This window comes from Affinundibacterium fentianense (assembly GCF_018139545.1).
In the GTDB taxonomy this organism is placed as follows: domain Bacteria; phylum Pseudomonadota; class Gammaproteobacteria; order Burkholderiales; family Burkholderiaceae_D; genus Undibacterium; species Undibacterium fentianense.
In genome coordinates this window covers 347,492-365,929 of sequence record NZ_JAGSPJ010000001.1, presented here as the reverse complement: position 1 = coordinate 365,929, position 18,438 = coordinate 347,492, and the positions used below count along the sequence as shown (strand labels likewise).

General features: G+C 45.6%; 11 protein-coding genes. 5 read left to right on the top strand and 6 right to left on the bottom strand.

Annotation, left to right across the window (positions count from 1 at the left end):
• The first annotated feature begins 155 nt into the window (after positions 1 to 155).
• A complete protein-coding gene (locus KDM90_RS01575) occupies positions 156 to 2,498 on the top strand; it encodes a TonB-dependent receptor plug domain-containing protein (RefSeq protein ID WP_212673847.1) in 2,343 nt (780 codons plus the stop codon).
• On the opposite strand, the gene KDM90_RS01570 is transcribed toward KDM90_RS01575, so the two are convergent.
• The 3 genes from KDM90_RS01570 to KDM90_RS01560 all read right to left on the bottom strand — a co-directional run bounded on the left by KDM90_RS01570 (position 2,495) and on the right by KDM90_RS01560 (position 8,140).
• Complete coding sequence (locus KDM90_RS01570) at positions 2,495 to 5,296, bottom strand: GGDEF domain-containing protein (protein ID WP_212673846.1); 2,802 nt, start codon at positions 5,294 to 5,296, stop codon at positions 2,495 to 2,497. The genes KDM90_RS01575 and KDM90_RS01570 overlap by 4 nt on opposite strands.
• A gap of 182 nt (positions 5,297 to 5,478) precedes the next feature.
• On the bottom strand, positions 5,479 to 7,260 hold the full coding sequence (tfpB, locus tag KDM90_RS01565; protein WP_212673845.1) for a type IV pilus assembly ATPase TfpB: 1,782 nt from the start codon (positions 7,258 to 7,260) through the stop codon (positions 5,479 to 5,481).
• Positions 7,261 to 7,327: 67 nt separating this feature from the next.
• Positions 7,328 to 8,140, bottom strand: coding sequence for a spermine/spermidine synthase domain-containing protein (locus tag KDM90_RS01560; protein WP_212673844.1), 813 nt, complete (start codon positions 8,138 to 8,140; stop codon positions 7,328 to 7,330).
• Positions 8,141 to 8,408: 268 nt separating this feature from the next.
• Here KDM90_RS01560 and KDM90_RS01555 point away from each other — a divergent pair, with 268 nt between their 5' ends.
• Entirely contained in the window at positions 8,409 to 8,867 is a 459-nt protein-coding gene (locus tag KDM90_RS01555) for an outer membrane lipoprotein (RefSeq protein WP_438947421.1), read from the top strand.
• Between the two features lie 141 nt (positions 8,868 to 9,008).
• Here the strand turns inward: KDM90_RS01555 and htpG are convergent, their stop codons facing one another.
• The gene (htpG, locus tag KDM90_RS01550; protein ID WP_212673843.1) at positions 9,009 to 10,922 is read right to left on the bottom strand and encodes a molecular chaperone HtpG; all 1,914 of its coding nucleotides are present in this window, start codon (positions 10,920 to 10,922) and stop codon (positions 9,009 to 9,011) included.
• A 310-nt stretch (positions 10,923 to 11,232) separates the two neighbouring features.
• Here htpG and typA point away from each other — a divergent pair, with 310 nt between their 5' ends.
• The 3 genes from typA to trhP all read left to right on the top strand — a co-directional run bounded on the left by typA (position 11,233) and on the right by trhP (position 15,583).
• Positions 11,233 to 13,068, top strand: a complete 1,836-nt coding sequence (typA, locus tag KDM90_RS01545) for a translational GTPase TypA (protein WP_212673842.1) — start codon at positions 11,233 to 11,235, stop codon at positions 13,066 to 13,068.
• Between the two features lie 143 nt (positions 13,069 to 13,211).
• Positions 13,212 to 14,111, top strand: a complete 900-nt coding sequence (locus KDM90_RS01540) for a DMT family transporter (protein WP_329605280.1) — start codon at positions 13,212 to 13,214, stop codon at positions 14,109 to 14,111.
• 89 nt (positions 14,112 to 14,200) lie between these two features.
• Positions 14,201 to 15,583 carry a prephenate-dependent tRNA uridine(34) hydroxylase TrhP gene (gene trhP / locus KDM90_RS01535; RefSeq protein ID WP_212673841.1) on the top strand — a complete coding sequence of 461 codons (1,383 nt, stop codon included), beginning with the start codon at positions 14,201 to 14,203 and terminating at the stop codon, positions 15,581 to 15,583.
• Positions 15,584 to 15,684: 101 nt separating this feature from the next.
• Here the strand turns inward: trhP and aptA are convergent, their stop codons facing one another.
• Both aptA and KDM90_RS01525 read right to left on the bottom strand, forming a co-directional pair.
• Complete coding sequence (gene aptA, locus KDM90_RS01530; protein WP_212673840.1) at positions 15,685 to 17,001, bottom strand: omega-aminotransferase AptA; 1,317 nt, start codon at positions 16,999 to 17,001, stop codon at positions 15,685 to 15,687.
• Between the two features lie 167 nt (positions 17,002 to 17,168).
• Positions 17,169 to 18,371, bottom strand: coding sequence for an HPP family protein (locus KDM90_RS01525; protein WP_438947420.1), 1,203 nt, complete (start codon positions 18,369 to 18,371; stop codon positions 17,169 to 17,171).
• Positions 18,372 to 18,438: the final 67 nt, after the last annotated feature.

Here is an 18,438-nt window from a genome sequence, read left to right as displayed (position 1 = left end):
TAAAGTAACAGAGATCGGCTTTCTGTTTCAATTCCATACAAAATTGCGAGCGAAGTAATGAGAAGAAAGCCTGAATTAAAAATATAATGTTTATCTTGCAGGAATGGTATTTCGACCTTTCATCTTTCTCATTTTTTTCTCACCCCGGTATATTCATGAACACGCCACTATTTCAATTCACTGCAGTTGCTTTTGCCATTGCTAGCTTGTGTACGTTCAATCGGGCTGAAGCACAAACAGAGTCGACTAATAAAAATAAAACACAGGAAGAGCAGGCTAGAAAAGAAGGCGAGGAAATAAGCGAGGCCGAGAAGAAAATCAACGCCGATTCTCCGCGTAGGGCAGCATTGCAAAAGAAGTCCGCTGTACAAAAGTTAAATGCAGAACAAAATGCGCAGTCAGTTCAAAAGGTCACAGTCAACGGAAATAAACAATCCGATACAGACCTACGTAGAAATTCGATTGCAGGAAAGATCGTAGTCGGGCGTGAAGAACTTGACCGCGATGGTGATTTTACCGTCGGTGAGATTCTGAAGCGCTTGCCGGGCGTCACGACGGGAGGACGGCCAGGGCGTGGCGGTGACGTAAGAATGCGTGGGATGGGAGGCGGATACACGCAGATTCTACTCAATGGCGAACGGCCGCCAAGAGGTTTCTCTATGGAATCTTTGTCTCCGGATCAGGTCGAACGAATTGAGGTGATGCGTGGGCCGGTTGCCGAATTTAGTACACAAGCGATTGCTGGGACGATCAATATTATTTTGCGAGAAGAATACCATCCGAAAGATATCGATCTGAAGTTGGCTCTCGGTGTTGAACAAGGGAAAATTGCGCCGAATTTGTCTATCACTTATCCAGGTCAAATTGGCGATTTGAATTATGCCTTGAGTGGGTCAATTTTTCGGAATAAACAGTACGATGAGGGTTCTTCTGAGCGAATTGAGCAAACCAATTTGGGCTTGGTTCAATTAATACAGGATCAATTGGATCGCACTAACAGGCAATCAACGGGATTGCATTTGACGCCAAGATTGAGTTATCGCTTCGAAAATGGCGATAATTTGACCATCCAACCTTTTTTGATGACATCCAGAAGTCATTCATATACGCAATCAAATATCACGCAAACACCGGAAATACCCGACCCCGTGACGCATCTTTTACCGGTTGCTTTCGCCAATTCGAATAGCAATGCTGATTCGACCTTTGTTCGCCTAAATACGAGCTTTCAACACCGATTTGAAGATACATCGAAATTAACGCTCAAGATTGGCGGAGGATCGGGGCGTTCGAATAGCGACAGTTTGCGCTCCCAATTTGCGCGAAGTGGCGAGCAATTAAATCTTATTAGCGATGTGAATGAAACGCGTGATCGCTCCTTCAGCCAGGGCGGAAAATATATGACCCCGATTGGAGACAAACAAAATCTTGCCGCTGGATGGGATTTTGAGCAAAGTCAGCGGCAGCAACGACGAATTTCCCTCGATAATGGGAAACCACAATTCACTGACTCTGGTGATAATTTAGAAGCCTCGACGCGCCGCTTTGCTAGCTTCGTACAAGATGAGATTGACATCAATGAGCGGTGGTCAGGATATCTAGGATTGCGTTGGGAAGGTATTCGAATTCATAGTAGCAAATCTGACTATGTGGTCGACAATTCGAGTAGTGTGTTCAGCCCAATTGCGCATGCAGTTTTCCGCATTCCCGAATTTGGTAAGGATCAAATTCGAATGAGTTTGACGAGTAGCTATCGCGCTCCTTCACTCAATGACGTCATTGCAGTGCCAGCAATTTCACCTATCAATGGACCAACGCGTCCTGACCGTAGCGGTAATCCAGACTTGAGGCCTGAATTGTCGCGTGGATTTGATATCGCATACGAACATTACCTAAAGAGCGCGGGCATCATGAGTGCCAATGTTTTTATTAAGAGCATTGACGATTTAATTCGTCGTCGTACTAGCTATGTTGCTGCAGGTGATGGAATGCGATGGGTGAATTCTCCAACCAATATTGGACATGCGCTTGCAAAGGGAATTGAATTAGAGGCCAAATTTCAGCTACAAGAATTTTTTCCAGCTGGGCCTGCAATCGACGTGCGTAGCAATTACAGCCGTTTTTGGTCATCCGTGAATGATGTACAAGGTCCGAATAATCGACTCGATCAACAGCCGAGCCAAACCGCCAATTTAGGAATGGACTATCGTGTCGCACAGTTGCCTTTGAGTTTGGGCGGGAACATCAATTGGACCCCTGCCTATGTGAACCAGACTAGTGATACACAGACCTCGAGTAGCGGCGTAAAGCGCCAACTTGATGCCTACGTACTTTGGAAAATATCGCCGTCGATGAAATTGCGCTTATCTGCAAACAATCTTCAAGCCAACGACTATCTGAGTGGTTCCACGTTGGCAATTAATGGCGTAAATTATTTGCAAAATAATCGCGCAAAAACTTTTACGATATTTAATTTGCGTGTAGAGCTAAAAATTTAACTTGCATGAATCGTATGATGGCATTCTTCGATAGGATCATTGAGGATTTGAATTAATTTTGATTCAGCCGCTTGTTGCGGGTGCCGCATGACGATATTGTAAAAATCTTCTGGGTGAGGCAAGTTTGTCGCCGTATGAGCAATACCAATACAAGCATTGCGTCCCGATTTTTTCACCATATATAAACCTTGATCGGCAAAATTGACCACTTGTGCCCAGCTCATTAAATGCGGTTGAGACGGTAAAAAAGGGTAGGCTGCATAGCCAACTGAACAGGTTCTCGAAATTTGGAGCTGATCGAGAAGGGTGAATGGTGTATTTGCGACGACTTGACGAATTCGTTCCGCCACGAATGGTGCGTCTTTACGATTACAGGTGCGCGCAACCACAAGAAACTCTTCCCCGCCCCAGCGTACTAAATAGTCTGATTCACGGAAAACACTTTGGAGTCGATCACGCATTTGCGTGAGCACTAAGTCACCGCAGGCATGTCCATAGGTATCATTAACGGATTTGAAATGGTCGAGGTCGACCATAAAAAAGACGATATCATCATCTCCGGTATTGATGGATGCATTTGTCTCATCCTCTAATTGGTAGATTTTGTCCTCATATGCGCGGAGGGCTCTGGCAACATCTCCATCAATATTTTGTAAAAGAAAACGTCGATTGCGCAAACCCGTAAGTGGATCTGTAATGCTAACTTCCTCTAGCAAATTTTGGGTTTCACGCAATTCTTCTAGGGTTGCCTGTAATTGTTTGTATGCTGAGGCATTGTCGAGTGCAATCGCTCCATAAGCGGCGAGCGTGCGCAAAATCGAACGTTCGCGTTCACCATAAACATGGGCTCGAGTTGATTGGATCGACATGACTCCAAGTAGTCGCTGGCCTATCATTAAAGGGGTATAAAGCAAACTGAGCGTTTCCATCGTCCCAGGAATAATGAATCTTCCGGTTGCGCCAGGTTCGCGCTCAAGAACGATTTCTTGGCGTTCACGTGCGCACCGTGCGAACGATGAGATGGGATGGTCTAGTGCGGTTTCAAAGCTGGGAATTGACTCTCCATTTTCAATCCCGAATACAAATTTCAATGTTGAAGCGTCTGGTTCCAATAAGGAGATCCCAAAACTCGTCGCATCGAGTAATTCATTCACATGACGATAGAGTGCTTGGAATACTGAGTCGACATTTAAGTTCGCTGTGAGTTCGCGCCCGATTAAACCCAATGTTTCTAAGGTGTTGCTGGCTTCTTGAAGGCTGGCAGATCGAATAGCTTCGCTCTCTGCAATTTTCTTATGGTACTCAGCATCGGCACGATGTCTTTCATTGTCGTATCGCACCTGCATCGCGATTGCACGCTGCCGTGCTTCCGTTAAACGTTTGCTTTCTTTCGCTTTTGCTGCGAGGCGCGTGTAATGAAATGCAGATTGAAAATCTTCAATGACGGCATAGCTATCGGCAATTTGGTCCAGAAGATCGGCAGGAATACTGATCCCTTTGATTGAATGACACAGCTCAAGCGCCTCTAGCTGATAATACAAACTAAGATTGGGTGCATTATTGGTGACGCTCAGTGAGTGCGAATCAATTGCAGGATATTTTTTGGCCAGCTCTGCATAAACTCGGAGGCATTTGATTTGTTCCTCGGTGCTATGATGTTCGCGCGCGATACAAAGCGCTTGGCGTACCATTTCATCCGCTTCGTCCAGTTGGTTGAGTCGGCAATGTGCAATTGCCTGACCTCGCCAACAATTTGACAGGAACAAAGCTTCGTTGTGTGCGCTTATTTTTTCTTCCGCTTTTGCAAAATAAGCTAAAGCATCAAGGGGTTCCCCCAAATCTAAGGACAAGTCACCAAGATAAGCCAAGGTATGGGCATAAGTCCTGGAAGAGGAAATGTTCTCCTGCACCTTCAAAGATTCGATTAGTTTCTCTCGGGCGTCTTCGTGGCGTTCAAGAAGGCGCAGTGCATTTCCAATCTGAAGTAAAGCGATTGCTAGTGCACTTGGCCAACGATGTTGTTTGGCGATAGCTAGCGCTGTTTCGTCCCACTCTAGGGCAGCGTCTAAGTCACCTAAACTTGCAAATGAATCACCTGCGTTGGTCGCTGCCAAAATTGCTTGTCGAATCTGACCACTTTCCAAGGACGCGCGATGCGCCTGAATGTGCAAGGTACATGATTCGCCTAATTGCCCCGTTTTGTTTGCAATGATGGCGCGTGCGCTATTTAGCCAAGCGATCACGCCAATTGGGAAATCTTTGTCGGCTCCGAAATGGCGTTGGATTTCTGCATGTGTGGTTTTCGGATCGCGGATGGCGCCATTATGACAACTACGAGCTAAGGCAAGCTGGTAGCGAACTTTGTCACCAGCAATACGATACATTTCAATCGCTGAGTTCAATGATTGATCGCGCTGTACGATCTCGCCAAGGTCGCGGTGAATCGAGCTGAATAAAAAATAGCAGTCGCCCATGCCACGGGTATCGTGCAAGTTGTCGAACGCGGAAAATGCTTTGTTCGCATCACGTTTTGCAAATTCGAGTGCACCATCTAACCAATAAATTTCAGCGTGTATCAGTAGGCAGCGAGCGATGTGCTTGTTGATTTGAGGACTATTTTGAGGTAGTTCGTGGAGGAGCAGTTCCGCTTCTCGCAAGTAAGTGATGGCGCGTTGACTATCACGTTGGCGTAAGTGCCAAGCGAGCTGGATCAGGTTGAGTAAACGCGTGCTTTGGATTGAGGCTAATAAATTAGCTTCAATTCCAGCGATCTCGTCATCTAAAACATAAAAGTCCATTTTGACCTTGCGAAGTGCACAATCACATCAAGATTCTAGCGTCGGTCAATTTAACATAAAGGTTGGCTTAAGGAAACATCTGGTGGGCAAATCATCCATATATCGCAAGGTGTTTTGTTCTCCACTCAACAGCGATGAAAAAAAACAGCCTGTTTTTACATGTCAATAGTTTGAGCCTATGATCAAAACAACGCGGATGTGACTTTGAGTACCTCATCCGCCGTCGTGACGCCATCGATAATTTTTTGGGCGCCAGCAATACGGAGCGGCTTCATTTCATCTTTGATTGCTTGGTCGCGTAGCTCGTGGATATCAGAATCGTTTTGAATTAACTTACTAAAAGTTTGGGTTACTGTCAGCAATTCGTAGATCCCCGTACGGCCTTTATAACCAGTTTGTCGACATTCGAGGCAACCGATCGGACGATAAACCGTTTTTGGTTTGTCGATTCCCCATTCCTCAACCAAGGCAGCCCAAACCGGATCAGCAATTTCACCATCACTGGCTTTGCAATGTGGGCAAAGTGTGCGCACCAAGCGTTGAGCCAGAATGCCGATGATGGTCGCTTCAAGTAAGTAGTAAGGTACGCCCAGTTGTAGCAGACGCATAATGGCGGAGGGCGCATCATTGGTGTGTAGGGTTGATAAAACGAGATGGCCAGTAAGCGCGGCTTGAATCGCCATTTCAGCGGTGGCCAAGTCGCGGATCTCACCAACCATGATAATGTCAGGATCTTGTCGCATCAGTGCCCGAATTCCATCGGCGAAAGACAGATCAATATTTGACTGTACCTGCATCTGGTTGAATGAACCTTCTACCATTTCGATGGGATCTTCAACGGTGCAGACATTGACATCGGGAGTCGCAAGCGCTTTTAAGGTTGTGTACAAAGTAGTAGTTTTGCCAGAGCCAGTAGGGCCGGTGACCAAGATAATTCCATGCGGTTTTTTAGTGAGCTCATCCCAACGCAGCGCATCATTTTGAGGAAAGCCCAATTCCGGCAGTGTCTTGACCACTACCTCAGGGTCGAAAATACGCATGACCAGTTTCTCTCCAAACGCCGTTGGCAAGGTCGACAAGCGCAATTCAACTTCTTGTCCATCTGACGTACGTGTTTTCACTCGACCATCCTGTGGCCTGCGTTTTTCAATCACGTCCATCCGTCCTAGTAACTTGATCCGCGCTGTCATTGCAATCATCACAATGGCAGGAACTTGGTAAACTTGATGTAAGACTCCATCTATCCTAAAACGAATGACAGCGATATCGCGTTTAGGTTCTAAGTGGATGTCTGAAGCGCGCTGTTCAAATGCGAATTGCCAAAGCCAATCGACGATATTGATAATGTGTTGATCGTTGGCATCGACTTGCTTATTGGATTTTCCAAGCTCGACAAGTTGCTCGAAATTATTTCGCAACGCGATATCGTTGCCGTTCGATTTACGTGCGTCTTTAATCGACTTCGCTAATGAGAAAAATTGTGCGGTATATTGCGCAACGTCCAAAGGATTGGCGAGAACTAATTTAATCTCTTTCTTACTAATGCGTGAAATTTCATCCAACCAAGCTGCGTTGTTATAGGGATCAGTCGTCGCGATCGTGACGGTATCCGCATTGGCATCGACTGGCAGAATATTGAAGCGTGTCGCATAGGTTGACGACATCACATCAGAGACTTTGGTAAAGTCAATTTTGAGCGGATCAATGCGGAAAAATGGCAATCCAGATTTGCGGGCAGCCCACTCCGTCAACCAGTCCAAAGTTAATAATTGTTGAGGTCGCAACGCCGAATATAATTTTGCTTGAGCGATCGCAGTGAATGGGTGCATATTTTCCGCGCCATTCTTAAGTATGCCGCGTGCATGGTTGAAGGCTGTCTTTGCGTCTTCTTTCTTAACAATCCCATCTTCCATTAGCCAAGTAAAAATTTGTTGCATGCTAAGGCTTTTCATTGCGCTATTCATATTCGTCGTTTGATTACTTAAGTAAATTTGTCGAAAAATCGCCCAGGTAATTCTGTTTGAAGGTTAATTATCTTTGCGTCTCTGCGAGACCATCAACCCACTGTTTTGCGGGCAATTTCGTTTCTTCCTGAATTACCTTGGCCCTAGCATAAAGATAATCTAAATCGAGTTTTAGTCGTGGCTTAAACGCGATGGCGACAACATTGCCTTCATGCACCTCAGGCAGGCAAAGAACTGTTCCAAAAACATATCGAAGGGCTTTAATATTCTTATTGAAACTTGGGTGATCGCCGAACAAATTGACAGTTAATATTCCATCGTCGCTTAGGCAATCAAAGCATGCTTGGTAGAATTCTGCACTATCTAAAACTGGACCTTTGGCGGTTGCATCGTACAAATCGACTTGCATTGCGTCAAATCGATGCTGTTGTGCTTCGTCATTGACGAAGTCCATCGCATCCATCTCGATCACCTGTAGTCGTTCATTATTTGCTGGAAGCTTAAACATACTTTCGCAAATCGTGATGACAGCAGGATTCAGTTCAATCGCGGTGACTTTCGATGCGGGAAAATACTGATAGCAAAATTTGGTCAGTGCTCCTGTACCCAATCCAAGTTGTAAAATTTCTTTAGGATTTTCTTTAAATAGCATCCAAGCCATCATTTGTTGCGCGTATTCGAGCTCTAGCCAATCGGGCTTTCTGAGTCGCATGGCGCCCTGTATCCATTCTGTTCCGAAATGGAGATAGCGAACACCATCGTGTTCTGAGAGCGTAATCGGTGCAAATACTGCTTTTCGTTTTTTTTCCCGCGTTTTTGCGGCACTGGGTCCAGAACGATAATTTGATTCTGCTTCGATAGATTTTCGTTTAATTAGCATGAAGAAAGGTAATTTTTAGGAAACTGGTAAACTTTATGTAAATATTGATTCTAAACCCTATGTTCTGAGGTGTGTTGATATTTGAATCGTGTTCTTTGTTGGTTCTTTAAAGTCAGCGAAACCGTACTTGTAAAAAACGTTGTGAATCTGGTCAAGCGTAAGAATCTGTAAAATGTCAACGAATCCCGAATAGGAACGTTGTATATTGACAGGTGTGAGTCCATTCGTTTTTTTTGTTGACAACTAGATTTTTAATGAGGAGCTTATCTTGAAGAAATTCATTTGTATCGCTGCCGCCGTCGTCTCTGCAGCTTCTTTGAGTGCCTGTGTATCAACCCATACTTCAGGAAGTGTGTACCGACCCTACCAGACTCAAAATGAAATGTCGGTCCGTATGGGGGTCGTTGATTCTGTACGTGAAGTGACAATCGACGGTGGTAGAAGTGGGGTTGGAACCCTGACAGGTGCAGCGCTTGGCGGCCTGGCAGGATCAAGCGTAGGTGGTGGGCGTGGATCGACAGCGACTGGTATTGTTGGCGCTGTGGTTGGTGGGATTATCGGAAATAACGTCGAATCAAACGCAAATACGCGCAGAGGTTTGGAAATTACCGTGCGTCTTGATAGCGGTGAACTGAAAGCGATTACGCAAGATGCGGACGAAAGTTTTCGTCCAGGTGAACGCGTGCGATTATTGTCTGATCGACGCACAACTCGCGTCACCCACTAAAGTCTCACGCGACAACTGAATGATCGACCTCCGATCATTTCTATTTCTACGCAATGACAATGAAAAAAACCGGAATCGTCTTCCGGTTTTTTTCTTTATTAGCTATCAGTTATCTTAAATTCTCTAAAGAATACCACTCTGCTATTTACTCACATTCAAGAGCATTTCATTCAAACGTTTAACAAATGCACTTGGATCTTCAAGTGTGCCTCCTTCAGCCAAAGCCGCCTGATCAAACAAGATGTGCGACCAGTCATTGAATTTGGCTTCTTCGTATTTCAAGCGTTGCACCAATGGATGATCTGGATTCACTTCCAAGATCGGCTTGGATTCAGGTGCTGCTTGACCAGCGGCTTTCAACATTCTAACTAAATTGCCTGACAGTTCATTTTCATCCGCAACTAAACAGGCAGGTGAATCCGTCAAACGGAAAGTGATGCGAACGTCTTTGGCTTTATCCGCCAAGGCCGTCTTCATTTTTTCAACTAAGTCTTTGAATTGGGTTTCGGTTTCTTCATGCTGTTTTTTCTCAGCTTCGTCTTCCAATTTGCCTAAATCCAAATCGCCTTTGGCGACGGAGACCAAATCTTTGCCTTCGAATGCAGTTAAGAAAGACAACATCCATTCATCGACGCGATCTGTCAGCAATAAGACTTCGACGCCTTTCTTGCGGAAGATTTCTAGATGTGGACTGTTTTTCGCTGCAGCGTAGGTGTCGGCAGTGACGTAGTAAATTTTGTCTTGGCCTTCTTTAGCTCGCGCTAAATAGTCAGCGAATGACACATTTTGTGCATCGCTATCGTTATGCGTCGATGCAAAACGGAGCAGGGCAGCAATGCGATCCTTATTCGCCGCATCTTCACCGATACCTTCTTTTAATACCTGACCGAATTCTTTCCAGAAGCTCGCAAATTTTTCTTTTTCGCTTTCGCCTTCATCGCCTTCCGCATTCGCTAAATCTTCCAACATGCCGAGTACACGTTTGGTCGAACCTTCACGAATCGCCTTGATATCGCGCGACTCTTGCAAAATTTCACGAGAGACATTCAATGGTAAATCGTTGGAGTCAATAATGCCTTTGACGAAGCGCAAATAGACTGGCATCAATTGTTCAGCATCGTCCATGATGAAGACGCGCTTAACATAGAGCTTGATGCCGCCACGTTTATTGCGATCCCACATATCAAATGGTGCACGACTTGGAATGTACAGCAACTGCGTGTATTCGCTACGACCCTCGACGCGATTGTGTGTATGCGTCAGTGGTGCGGTGTAGTCATGTGAGATATGTTTGTAGAATTCTGTGTATTGTTCAGGTGTGATCTCAGACTTGCTACGCGCCCACAAAGCACTTGCTTGATTGACAGTTTCAAGCTCGTCTTTTAATACTTGTTCTTTTTTCTCATCATCCCATTCTTCTTTTTGCATCAAGATAGGCAAAGAGATGTGATCTGAGTAGGTGCGAATAATGGATTTTAGTTTCCAAGACGACAGGAAGTCATCTTCGCCTTCACGCAAATGCAAGGTGATGGCAGTCCCTCTATCTTCTTTCGTAATTTGTTCGACGCTAAAATCGCCTGCTCCTGTAGATTCCCAGCGTACGCCTTCGCTCGCAGCCGTGCCAGCGCGACGGGACTCAACGGTCATCTTATCGGCCACGATAAAGCCAGAATAGAATCCAACGCCAAATTGGCCAATCATGGCGGCGTCTTTTTGTTGGTCGCCTGAGAGTTTGGCAAAAAATTCTTTGGTGCCAGATTTCGCAATCGTACCCAAATGATTGATTGCGTCGTCACGCGTCATACCAATCCCGTTGTCTGCAATGGTGATGGTGCGCGCTGCTTTATCGAAGCTGACTTTGATTTTTAATTCGGAGTCGTTTTCGAATAAGCTGGCATCGTTAATCGCCTCGAAACGCAATTTATCGGATGCATCCGAAGCATTGGAAATAAGCTCTCTTAAGAAAATTTCTTTATTTGAATATAAAGAATGAATCATCAATTGGAGTAACTGTGAAACTTCAGCTTGAAATCCTAGGGTTTGTTTTTCTGACATGCTTTCCTCGATATTTAAGAATTTTAGGAATTGATAGAGTCAATGAATCGTACAAAGTGAACATCAAATGTGGTGTCGACTTGATATTTCAAGAGCCCATTCTTCATATTTTTGCATGTGATGATGCGTGACTTGGCCTTGCCGCCATATTGCTTGGCATGCCAAGAATTCACTTTTTTGTCATCAATACGTAGTAAGTCTTTGAAATAATGACGAAAATATCTGCAATGTTTGTAATCAAGGCGGTAGTTTTGCGTTGCAACATGCTATAATCGTGGGTTATCCGAATTACCTCTAAATAAACACAATCATGACCGACAATATTCGCGCTATTCGCAACATCGCCATTATCGCTCACGTTGACCACGGCAAAACAACGCTGGTGGATCAATTACTGCGTCAATCTGGCACTTTCCGTGATAATCAACAAGTTGATAATCGCGTTATGGACTCCAACGATATTGAGAAAGAGCGCGGTATTACGATTCTTTCCAAAAACTGTGCTGTTGAATACAAAGGCACACATATCAACATCGTTGACACCCCAGGTCATGCTGACTTCGGCGGTGAAGTGGAACGCGTTTTGTCTATGGTTGACAGCGTTTTGTTGTTGGTGGATGCGCAAGAAGGTCCAATGCCGCAAACTCGCTTCGTGACACGTAAAGCCTTGGCTTTAGGTTTGAAACCTATCGTGGTTGTGAACAAGATTGACCGTGAAAATGCGGATCCGCAAAAAGCAGTGAATGCGACATTTGAGTTGTTCGACAAACTCGGCGCGACGGATGAGCAATTAGATTTTCCTATCGTTTACGCTTCTGGTTTTAAAGGCTACGCTGGTCTCGAAGACACAGTGCGTGAAGGTAATATGGAACCGTTATTTGACGCGATTTTGAAACACGTTCCAGCGCGTGAAGATGATCCAAATGGTCCATTGCAATTGCAAATCACTTCTCTTGAATACTCTTCTTACGTCGGTAAGATCGGCGTCGGTCGTATTTTGCGTGGCCGTGTTCGTGGTGGCCAAGATGTCGTCTGGATGAATGGACCGGAAGACAAGCCAACAAAAGCACGTATCAATCAAGTATTGACATTCAAAGGTTTGGATCGCGTTCAAGTCGACGAGGCTTTGGCTGGCGATATCGTGTTGATCAACGGTATTGAGGAAATCAGTATCGGCTCCACCATTTGCGCACCGGATACACCGGAAGGCTTGCCAATGCTGAAGATCGACGAACCAACCTTGACGATGAACTTCATGGTTAACAGCTCACCATTGGCTGGTCGCGAAGGTAAATTTGTGACAACACGTCAAATCCGTGATCGTTTGGAACGTGAATTGAAATCCAACATGGCTTTGCGCGTTGTGCAAGCTGAAGGCGATGACTCCACATACGAAGTTTCAGGACGCGGTGAATTGCATTTGACGATCTTGATCGAAAATATGCGTCGTGAAGGTTTCGAATTGGCAGTTTCCCGTCCACGCGTAGTTTTCAAAATGATTGATGGCGTGCGCCATGAGCCGTATGAAAACTTAACCGTTGACGTGGAAGAGACTAACCAAGGCGGCGTGATGGAAGAACTCGGTCGTCGTCGTGGTGACTTGCAAAACATGGAACCGGACGGCAAAGGTCGCGTACGTTTGGAATACCGTATTCCCGCGCGTGGCTTGATCGGCTTCCAAGGCGAATTCATGACGTTGACACGCGGTACCGGTTTGATGAGTCACGTATTTGATGAATACGCTCCAGTGGATAATTCTAAAGGGGAGTTGGCTGGTCGTCGTAACGGTGTCTTGATTTCTCAAGATGACGGCGCTGCTGTTGCTTACGCAATTTGGAAATTACAAGATCGCGGCCGCATGTTTGTGGTGCATAACGATCCAGTCTACGAAGGCATGATTATCGGTATCCATTCACGTGACAACGACTTGGTTGTGAACCCGATCAAAGGTAAGCAATTAACCAACGTTCGTTCTTCTGGTACGGATGAAGCGGTACGTTTGGTACCACCAATTCAAATGAGTTTGGAATACGCAGTTGAGTTCATTGAAGATGATGAATTGGTCGAAGTCACACCGAAGAGCATTCGTTTGCGCAAGCGTTTCTTGAAAGAACACGAGCGTAAGAAGGCATCTCGCGAAGCGTAATAGGAATTTGAGGGCGTAATCCTCAGTCATATTGTCGCTTTGGCGTAAGTCAGCAATAAAATTGTTTGATTTACGTAAAGTAATAAGAAGCCCGCTTGATCCTTCATCAAGCGGGTTTCTGCTTTCTATTTTGGAGTATTTGCGTGCGCCAACCTAGCCACAAAACAGCTTTACTTTTGATGATCATTGCACCGACGATGTGGAGCACTGCCGGTGTTTTGTCACGTCACTTAGAGTCAGCACGTGGATTTGAAGTGAGCTTTTGGCGCAGTTTTTTTGCAGCGATTTTTGTATTCGCGGTATTGGCTTGGCAACATAAGTCACAGCTCGGAAAAAAGCTAATTCATCTCGGACCTTATGGATTAGCATCGGGATTTATGTGGGCAGCAATGTTCACTTGTTTCATGCTGGCATTGACGATGACGACCGTAGCAAATGCTTTGATTGTCGAAAGTTTTGCGCCTTTGCTGACAGCGATTTTTGCTTGGATTTTTTTGGCGGAAAAGATTCCAAATCGGACATGGCTAGCAATTTTGGTCGCTTTCGCTGGGATGTTGTGGATGTTTGTCGATGGCTTCTCCAAACTCGACGGTCGTGGCTTGATCGGTGTGGTGTTGGCTTTGTGTGTGCCCTTTGCAGTTGCCGCGAATGTGATCATTCTGAAGAAAGGCGGGCAGCACGTTGACTTGATTCCGGCGGTGCTTGTCGGTGGAGTGATTTCTGCCTTATTGATGCTGCCGTTTGCTTGGCCATTTTCCGCATCGAATCATGACATCTTGATTTTAGCGACTTTGGGCGTATTTCAATTGGGCTTGCCTTGTATGATCATGGTACATGCGGCAAAAGGCTTGAGCGCACCAGAGATTTCTTTACTGTCTCTGTTAGAAGTCGTATTGGGACCATTTTGGGTTTGGCTGGCGATCGGTGAGGAGCCCGCTAGGGCAACGCTACTCGGTGGCAGTATCGTTCTTGGCGCTTTGATCTTTAATGAGGTCATGGCGTTTCGTGAAGATAAGTGGAGAAATCAAACTTCTTCACGTTAGCGCGTTTGAACTCGCCTGACCTCAAAATTTTTTATTAATCTTTCGCGACTGCTTGATCTAGAAAGTCGCTGTTTTTAAATGGTGTTGCTATGTCGAATTCCTCTAGTTTACTCAAATCGCCAGAACTTTTGTTGCCTGCCGGCTCTTTAGAGAAAATGCATGCCGCCTTTGATTTTGGCGCAGATGCGGTGTATGCAGGTCAACCCCGTTACAGTTTGCGTGCGCGAAATAATGAGTTCTCGACGCTGGATATTTTGCAGCAAGGCATCGAAGGTGCGCATGCACGTGGTAAGTCTTTCTTTGTGGCGAGCAATATTTTTCCGCACAACTCCAAACTAAAAACCTATCTGAATGATATGGAACCCGTGATCGCCATGAAGCCTGATGCTTTGATTATGGCGGACCCAGGTTTGATCATGATGGTGCGTGAAAAATGGCCAGAAGTGAACGTGCATTTGTCCGTGCAAGCGAATGCGGTGAATTGGGCCGACGTCAAGTTCTGGCAAAAAATGGGTTTAACGCGCGTGATCTTATCGCGCGAATTATCTTTAGACGAGATTGAAGAAATCAAGCAGCGTTGTCCAGAAATGGAATTGGAAGTATTCGTCCATGGCGCTTTGTGTATCGCTTACTCTGGTCGTTGTTTATTGTCTGGCTACTTCAACCATCGCGATCCAAACCAAGGTACTTGCACCAATTCATGTCGTTGGGATTACAAAGTTGAAAATGCGACGGAGAACGAGACCGGCGATTTGCAACGCATTCCAGTCGAGACGATTAAATTCGATTTCAACAAAGCTTTAGAAGACGCGAATCAGTCATTTTCTGCGATGGGCGATATGCAGCGCCATCCACTTGCTGATCGTCCCTATTTAATCGAAGAGGCAGGGCGCCCGGGTAGTTTTATGCCTATCTTGGAAGATGAGCATGGTACTTACATCATGAATTCGAAAGATCTACGCGCAATTGAACATATCGAGCGTTTAACCAAAATTGGTGTGGATTCTTTAAAAGTCGAAGGTCGTACTAAGTCGCTTTATTACGTGGTTCGTACCGCGCAAGCATACCGTCGCGCGATTGATGATGCAGTTGCTGGACGTCCGTTTAACGAACGTTTATTGGGTGAATTGGATGGGTTGGCAAACCGTGGTTACACCGATGGTTTCTACCAACGTCATCACACCCAAGATCATCAAAACTATATGGAAGGCGTCTCGAAAGCGCATCGCAGCCAATATGTTGGCAACGTCTTGTCAGTGTCCGATGGGTGGGCTGAAGTTGAAGTGAAAAACCGCTTCTCCGTTGGCGACAAAATTGAAATTATTCATCCTAGTGGGAATGAGATTGTCGATTTAGCGCAAATTCGAAATAAGCATGACGAATCAATTGATGTCATTGGCGGTGCAGGTCACAAAGTACGTATTCCATTAGACGCAAAGTATGACAAAGCTCTATTGGCTCGTATGCTTTGAGTGCGTGTGCATGGAATCCAGCAGTCAATCTAGCATTCAAGTGAGCTGAACCTTCAATCGATCTGGACGCCATGTTGTTTCCTGCAACATGGCGTTTTCACTTAAGATTTTGCTTGCTCTTGGATCGCTTCGCCAATTCTGCCAAAGAGTTGAGCAATCTGTTCTTCGTTAATGATGAGCGGCGGCGACAATGCAATGATGTCGCCAGTTGTTCGAATTAAAACATCTTTCTCCCAGAAGCACTTTTCAAATATTTCGTAAGCTCGGGTGCAAGTTTTATGACTTTGCCCGTGCAACTCTATTCCGCAAACCAAGCCGAGATTACGAATGTCTTTGACATTCGGTAGATCGCGTAGCTGATGGGCGGATTGTTCGAAAAAATCAGATAGCTTTGCGGCTCTGTCGAATAGATTTTCTTCCACATAAACATCGAGAGTTGCGATTGCAGCCGCGCATGCCAAAGGATGAGCGGAGTACGTGTAGCCATGAAATAATTCAATTTGATTTTCTGGGCTAGCTTGCATAAAAGTGTTATAGATGCTTTCGCTAGCAATCACAGCTCCCATTGGGACCGCAGCATTGGTTAAACCTTTGGCACAAACGATCATGTCCGGAACCACGCCAAAATAGTCAGCAGCAAAAGGACTCCCTAAGCGACCAAAACCAGTGATGACTTCATCGAAAATTAATAGGATGCCGTATTTGCTACAGGTTTCTCTTAGTTTTTTTAGGTAACCTGGGGGAGGCAAGATCACACCTGTCGAGCCTTGGATCGGTTCGACGATCACCGCCGCAACCGTGCTGGGATCGTGCAGTGCGAGCAGTCTCTGCTCCAGTGCGTCAGCAAGTTCCACTCCGTGTTCTGGGAGTCCCTTGCTAAATCCATTCTTTTCGATGTTCAAAGGATGAGGGAGATGATCAACACCGGCTAGTGCAGCGCCAAATTGTTTTCTATTTCCCGCAATTCCACCGACGGAAATGCCACCAAAACCTACACCGTGATAGCCACGTTCACGTCCAATCAGTCGATAGCGACCAGCGTCTCCTCGAATCTTATGGTATGCCAAGGCAATTTTGAGTGCGGTATCAACACCCTCGGAGCCATCATTGCAAAAGAAAACTCGATTTAACCCAGATGGAGCCATGGCGGCGAGTTTGCTGGCGGCTTCGAATGCGAGCGGGTGCCCCATCTGAAAGCAAGGAGCGTAATCCATGGTTCTCGCTTGCTTTTCAATTGCGGCAACAATCTTTGGATGGTTATGAACTGCATTCACACACCACAATCCCGCGGTGCCATCTAAAATTTTTCGACCATCGCTGGATGTGTAGTGCATACCATTTGCACTTTCGAGCAAGCGCGGTTTTTGTTTGAATTGACGATTTGCCGTGAAAGGCATCCAAAAATGCTCGGTGTTCATGATTCATTCCATAAAGTAAGCGCGACAATAGGACAAAAACGCAGTAGATTGCAGAAATCTAAGCATAATCCAAATCGACGTGATCGATGGGGTGTCCTGATCTTCTTTCGAAAAAATAATCGAATGCGTGGATTTCTTGAGTCACAGGCGAAACCGAACATCGTCGCTTATTGGATTGCATGTTTCTTGCTGCTTGCATCCAAACCTAAGCGAAAGAGTATTGCAATTAAATCAGATTGTGTCAGCATCCCAACCAGTTTCTTATCGTGGTCGACGATAGGGATTTGATGCAAACCTTCATCAGAAAGCATCGGCACCAACTCTATCACAGAGGATGTGGCGAGAACTGATTTGATGCTGGTATTCATAATATGCCCAGCAAGCAGGTCCCGTCGACCTTTCCACGAATTCATCCAATCAATTACTTGCTGCAATTGGACGTCGAATTCGTCGAGCGCATCGAGATTGACGAATTTTAGAAAATCAATCAGGGTCACCAAACCGATTAATTCGCCATCGCCATTGAGCACGGGTAGCGTTTTGATTTTATGTAGACGAAGAAGTTGCCAAATTTCAGAAATCGGTGTCTCGTATTGAATGCAAATCAGATTTTTTGACATCACGTCCTCACAGCGGACATCTTGATGATGTCGGCGATACACGCGCATTTCCATTTGCGCAAAAAGAAACTCGAGGTCGGTACGACTAATGTCTAAGCCTTTTCCGTGTTCATCAATGACAGCATCGATATCCTGTGGTTGAACATCTAAGCGTTGTCCTGGGAGTAGATCTTTGGTCAAATGGAGATTTTGTTTCTCCGCTCTTTGGTGGGGATAATCCTGGCCAGAAAGACGGTGAAAAATGATTGCAGCAAGAAGTAAGCACAGTGAATTACTCAAAACGAGTGGTAAAAAAAGGTGCGCTTTTTCAGTCGAATAGTGTGAGCCACCAAGTCCAATCAATAGTGCGATCGCACCGCCTGGGGGGTGAAGGCTATTTGACAGCAACATGCCGATGATCGCCAGCCCTGCAGCAAGTGCCGCCGTGCTCGCGCTGGAACCGAACAAGATCAAACAAGTCACACCGATCACGGCAGAGATCGAATTGCCAAACAGCATCGGCCAAGGTTGTGCAAGTGGACTTGAATGGACGATAAACAGCAGCACTGCTGATGCCCCCATGGGCGCGATGAGGGATGGCAGATCATTTTCTGTCCCCAAGACTTGGCGACTGATCGCTGCTGCCATGAAGAGCGCACAGCTAGCACCTAAGCCAGCTCGTATCACGTTTTTTAATGGATGGGATTGCTTTGCTGGAATCCAAACTGCCCAGTGTTTTCTTATCTGTTTTATATAATTGCGATAGCTCACTCTATTTTGAATCCTCTCTGTTATGCGATGTCTGCTTGCAAGTGATTGGGGTTTCTCCGATTTTGAA

Bases quoted from the DNA above. Each gene is read 5' to 3' on its own strand.
- trhP (WP_212673841.1), top strand. From the start codon at position 14,201: ATGTCGAATTCCTCTAGTTTACTCAAATCGCCAGAACTTTTGTTGCCT.
- htpG (WP_212673843.1), bottom strand. From the start codon at position 10,922: ATGTCAGAAAAACAAACCCTAGGATTTCAAGCTGAAGTTTCACAGTTA.
- KDM90_RS01560 (WP_212673844.1), bottom strand. From the start codon at position 8,140: ATGCTAATTAAACGAAAATCTATCGAAGCAGAATCAAATTATCGTTCT.
- aptA (WP_212673840.1), bottom strand. From the start codon at position 17,001: ATGAACACCGAGCATTTTTGGATGCCTTTCACGGCAAATCGTCAATTC.
- KDM90_RS01570 (WP_212673846.1), bottom strand. From the start codon at position 5,296: ATGGACTTTTATGTTTTAGATGACGAGATCGCTGGAATTGAAGCTAAT.
- KDM90_RS01575 (WP_212673847.1), top strand. From the start codon at position 156: ATGAACACGCCACTATTTCAATTCACTGCAGTTGCTTTTGCCATTGCT.
- tfpB (WP_212673845.1), bottom strand. From the start codon at position 7,260: ATGAATAGCGCAATGAAAAGCCTTAGCATGCAACAAATTTTTACTTGG.
- typA (WP_212673842.1), top strand. From the start codon at position 11,233: ATGACCGACAATATTCGCGCTATTCGCAACATCGCCATTATCGCTCAC.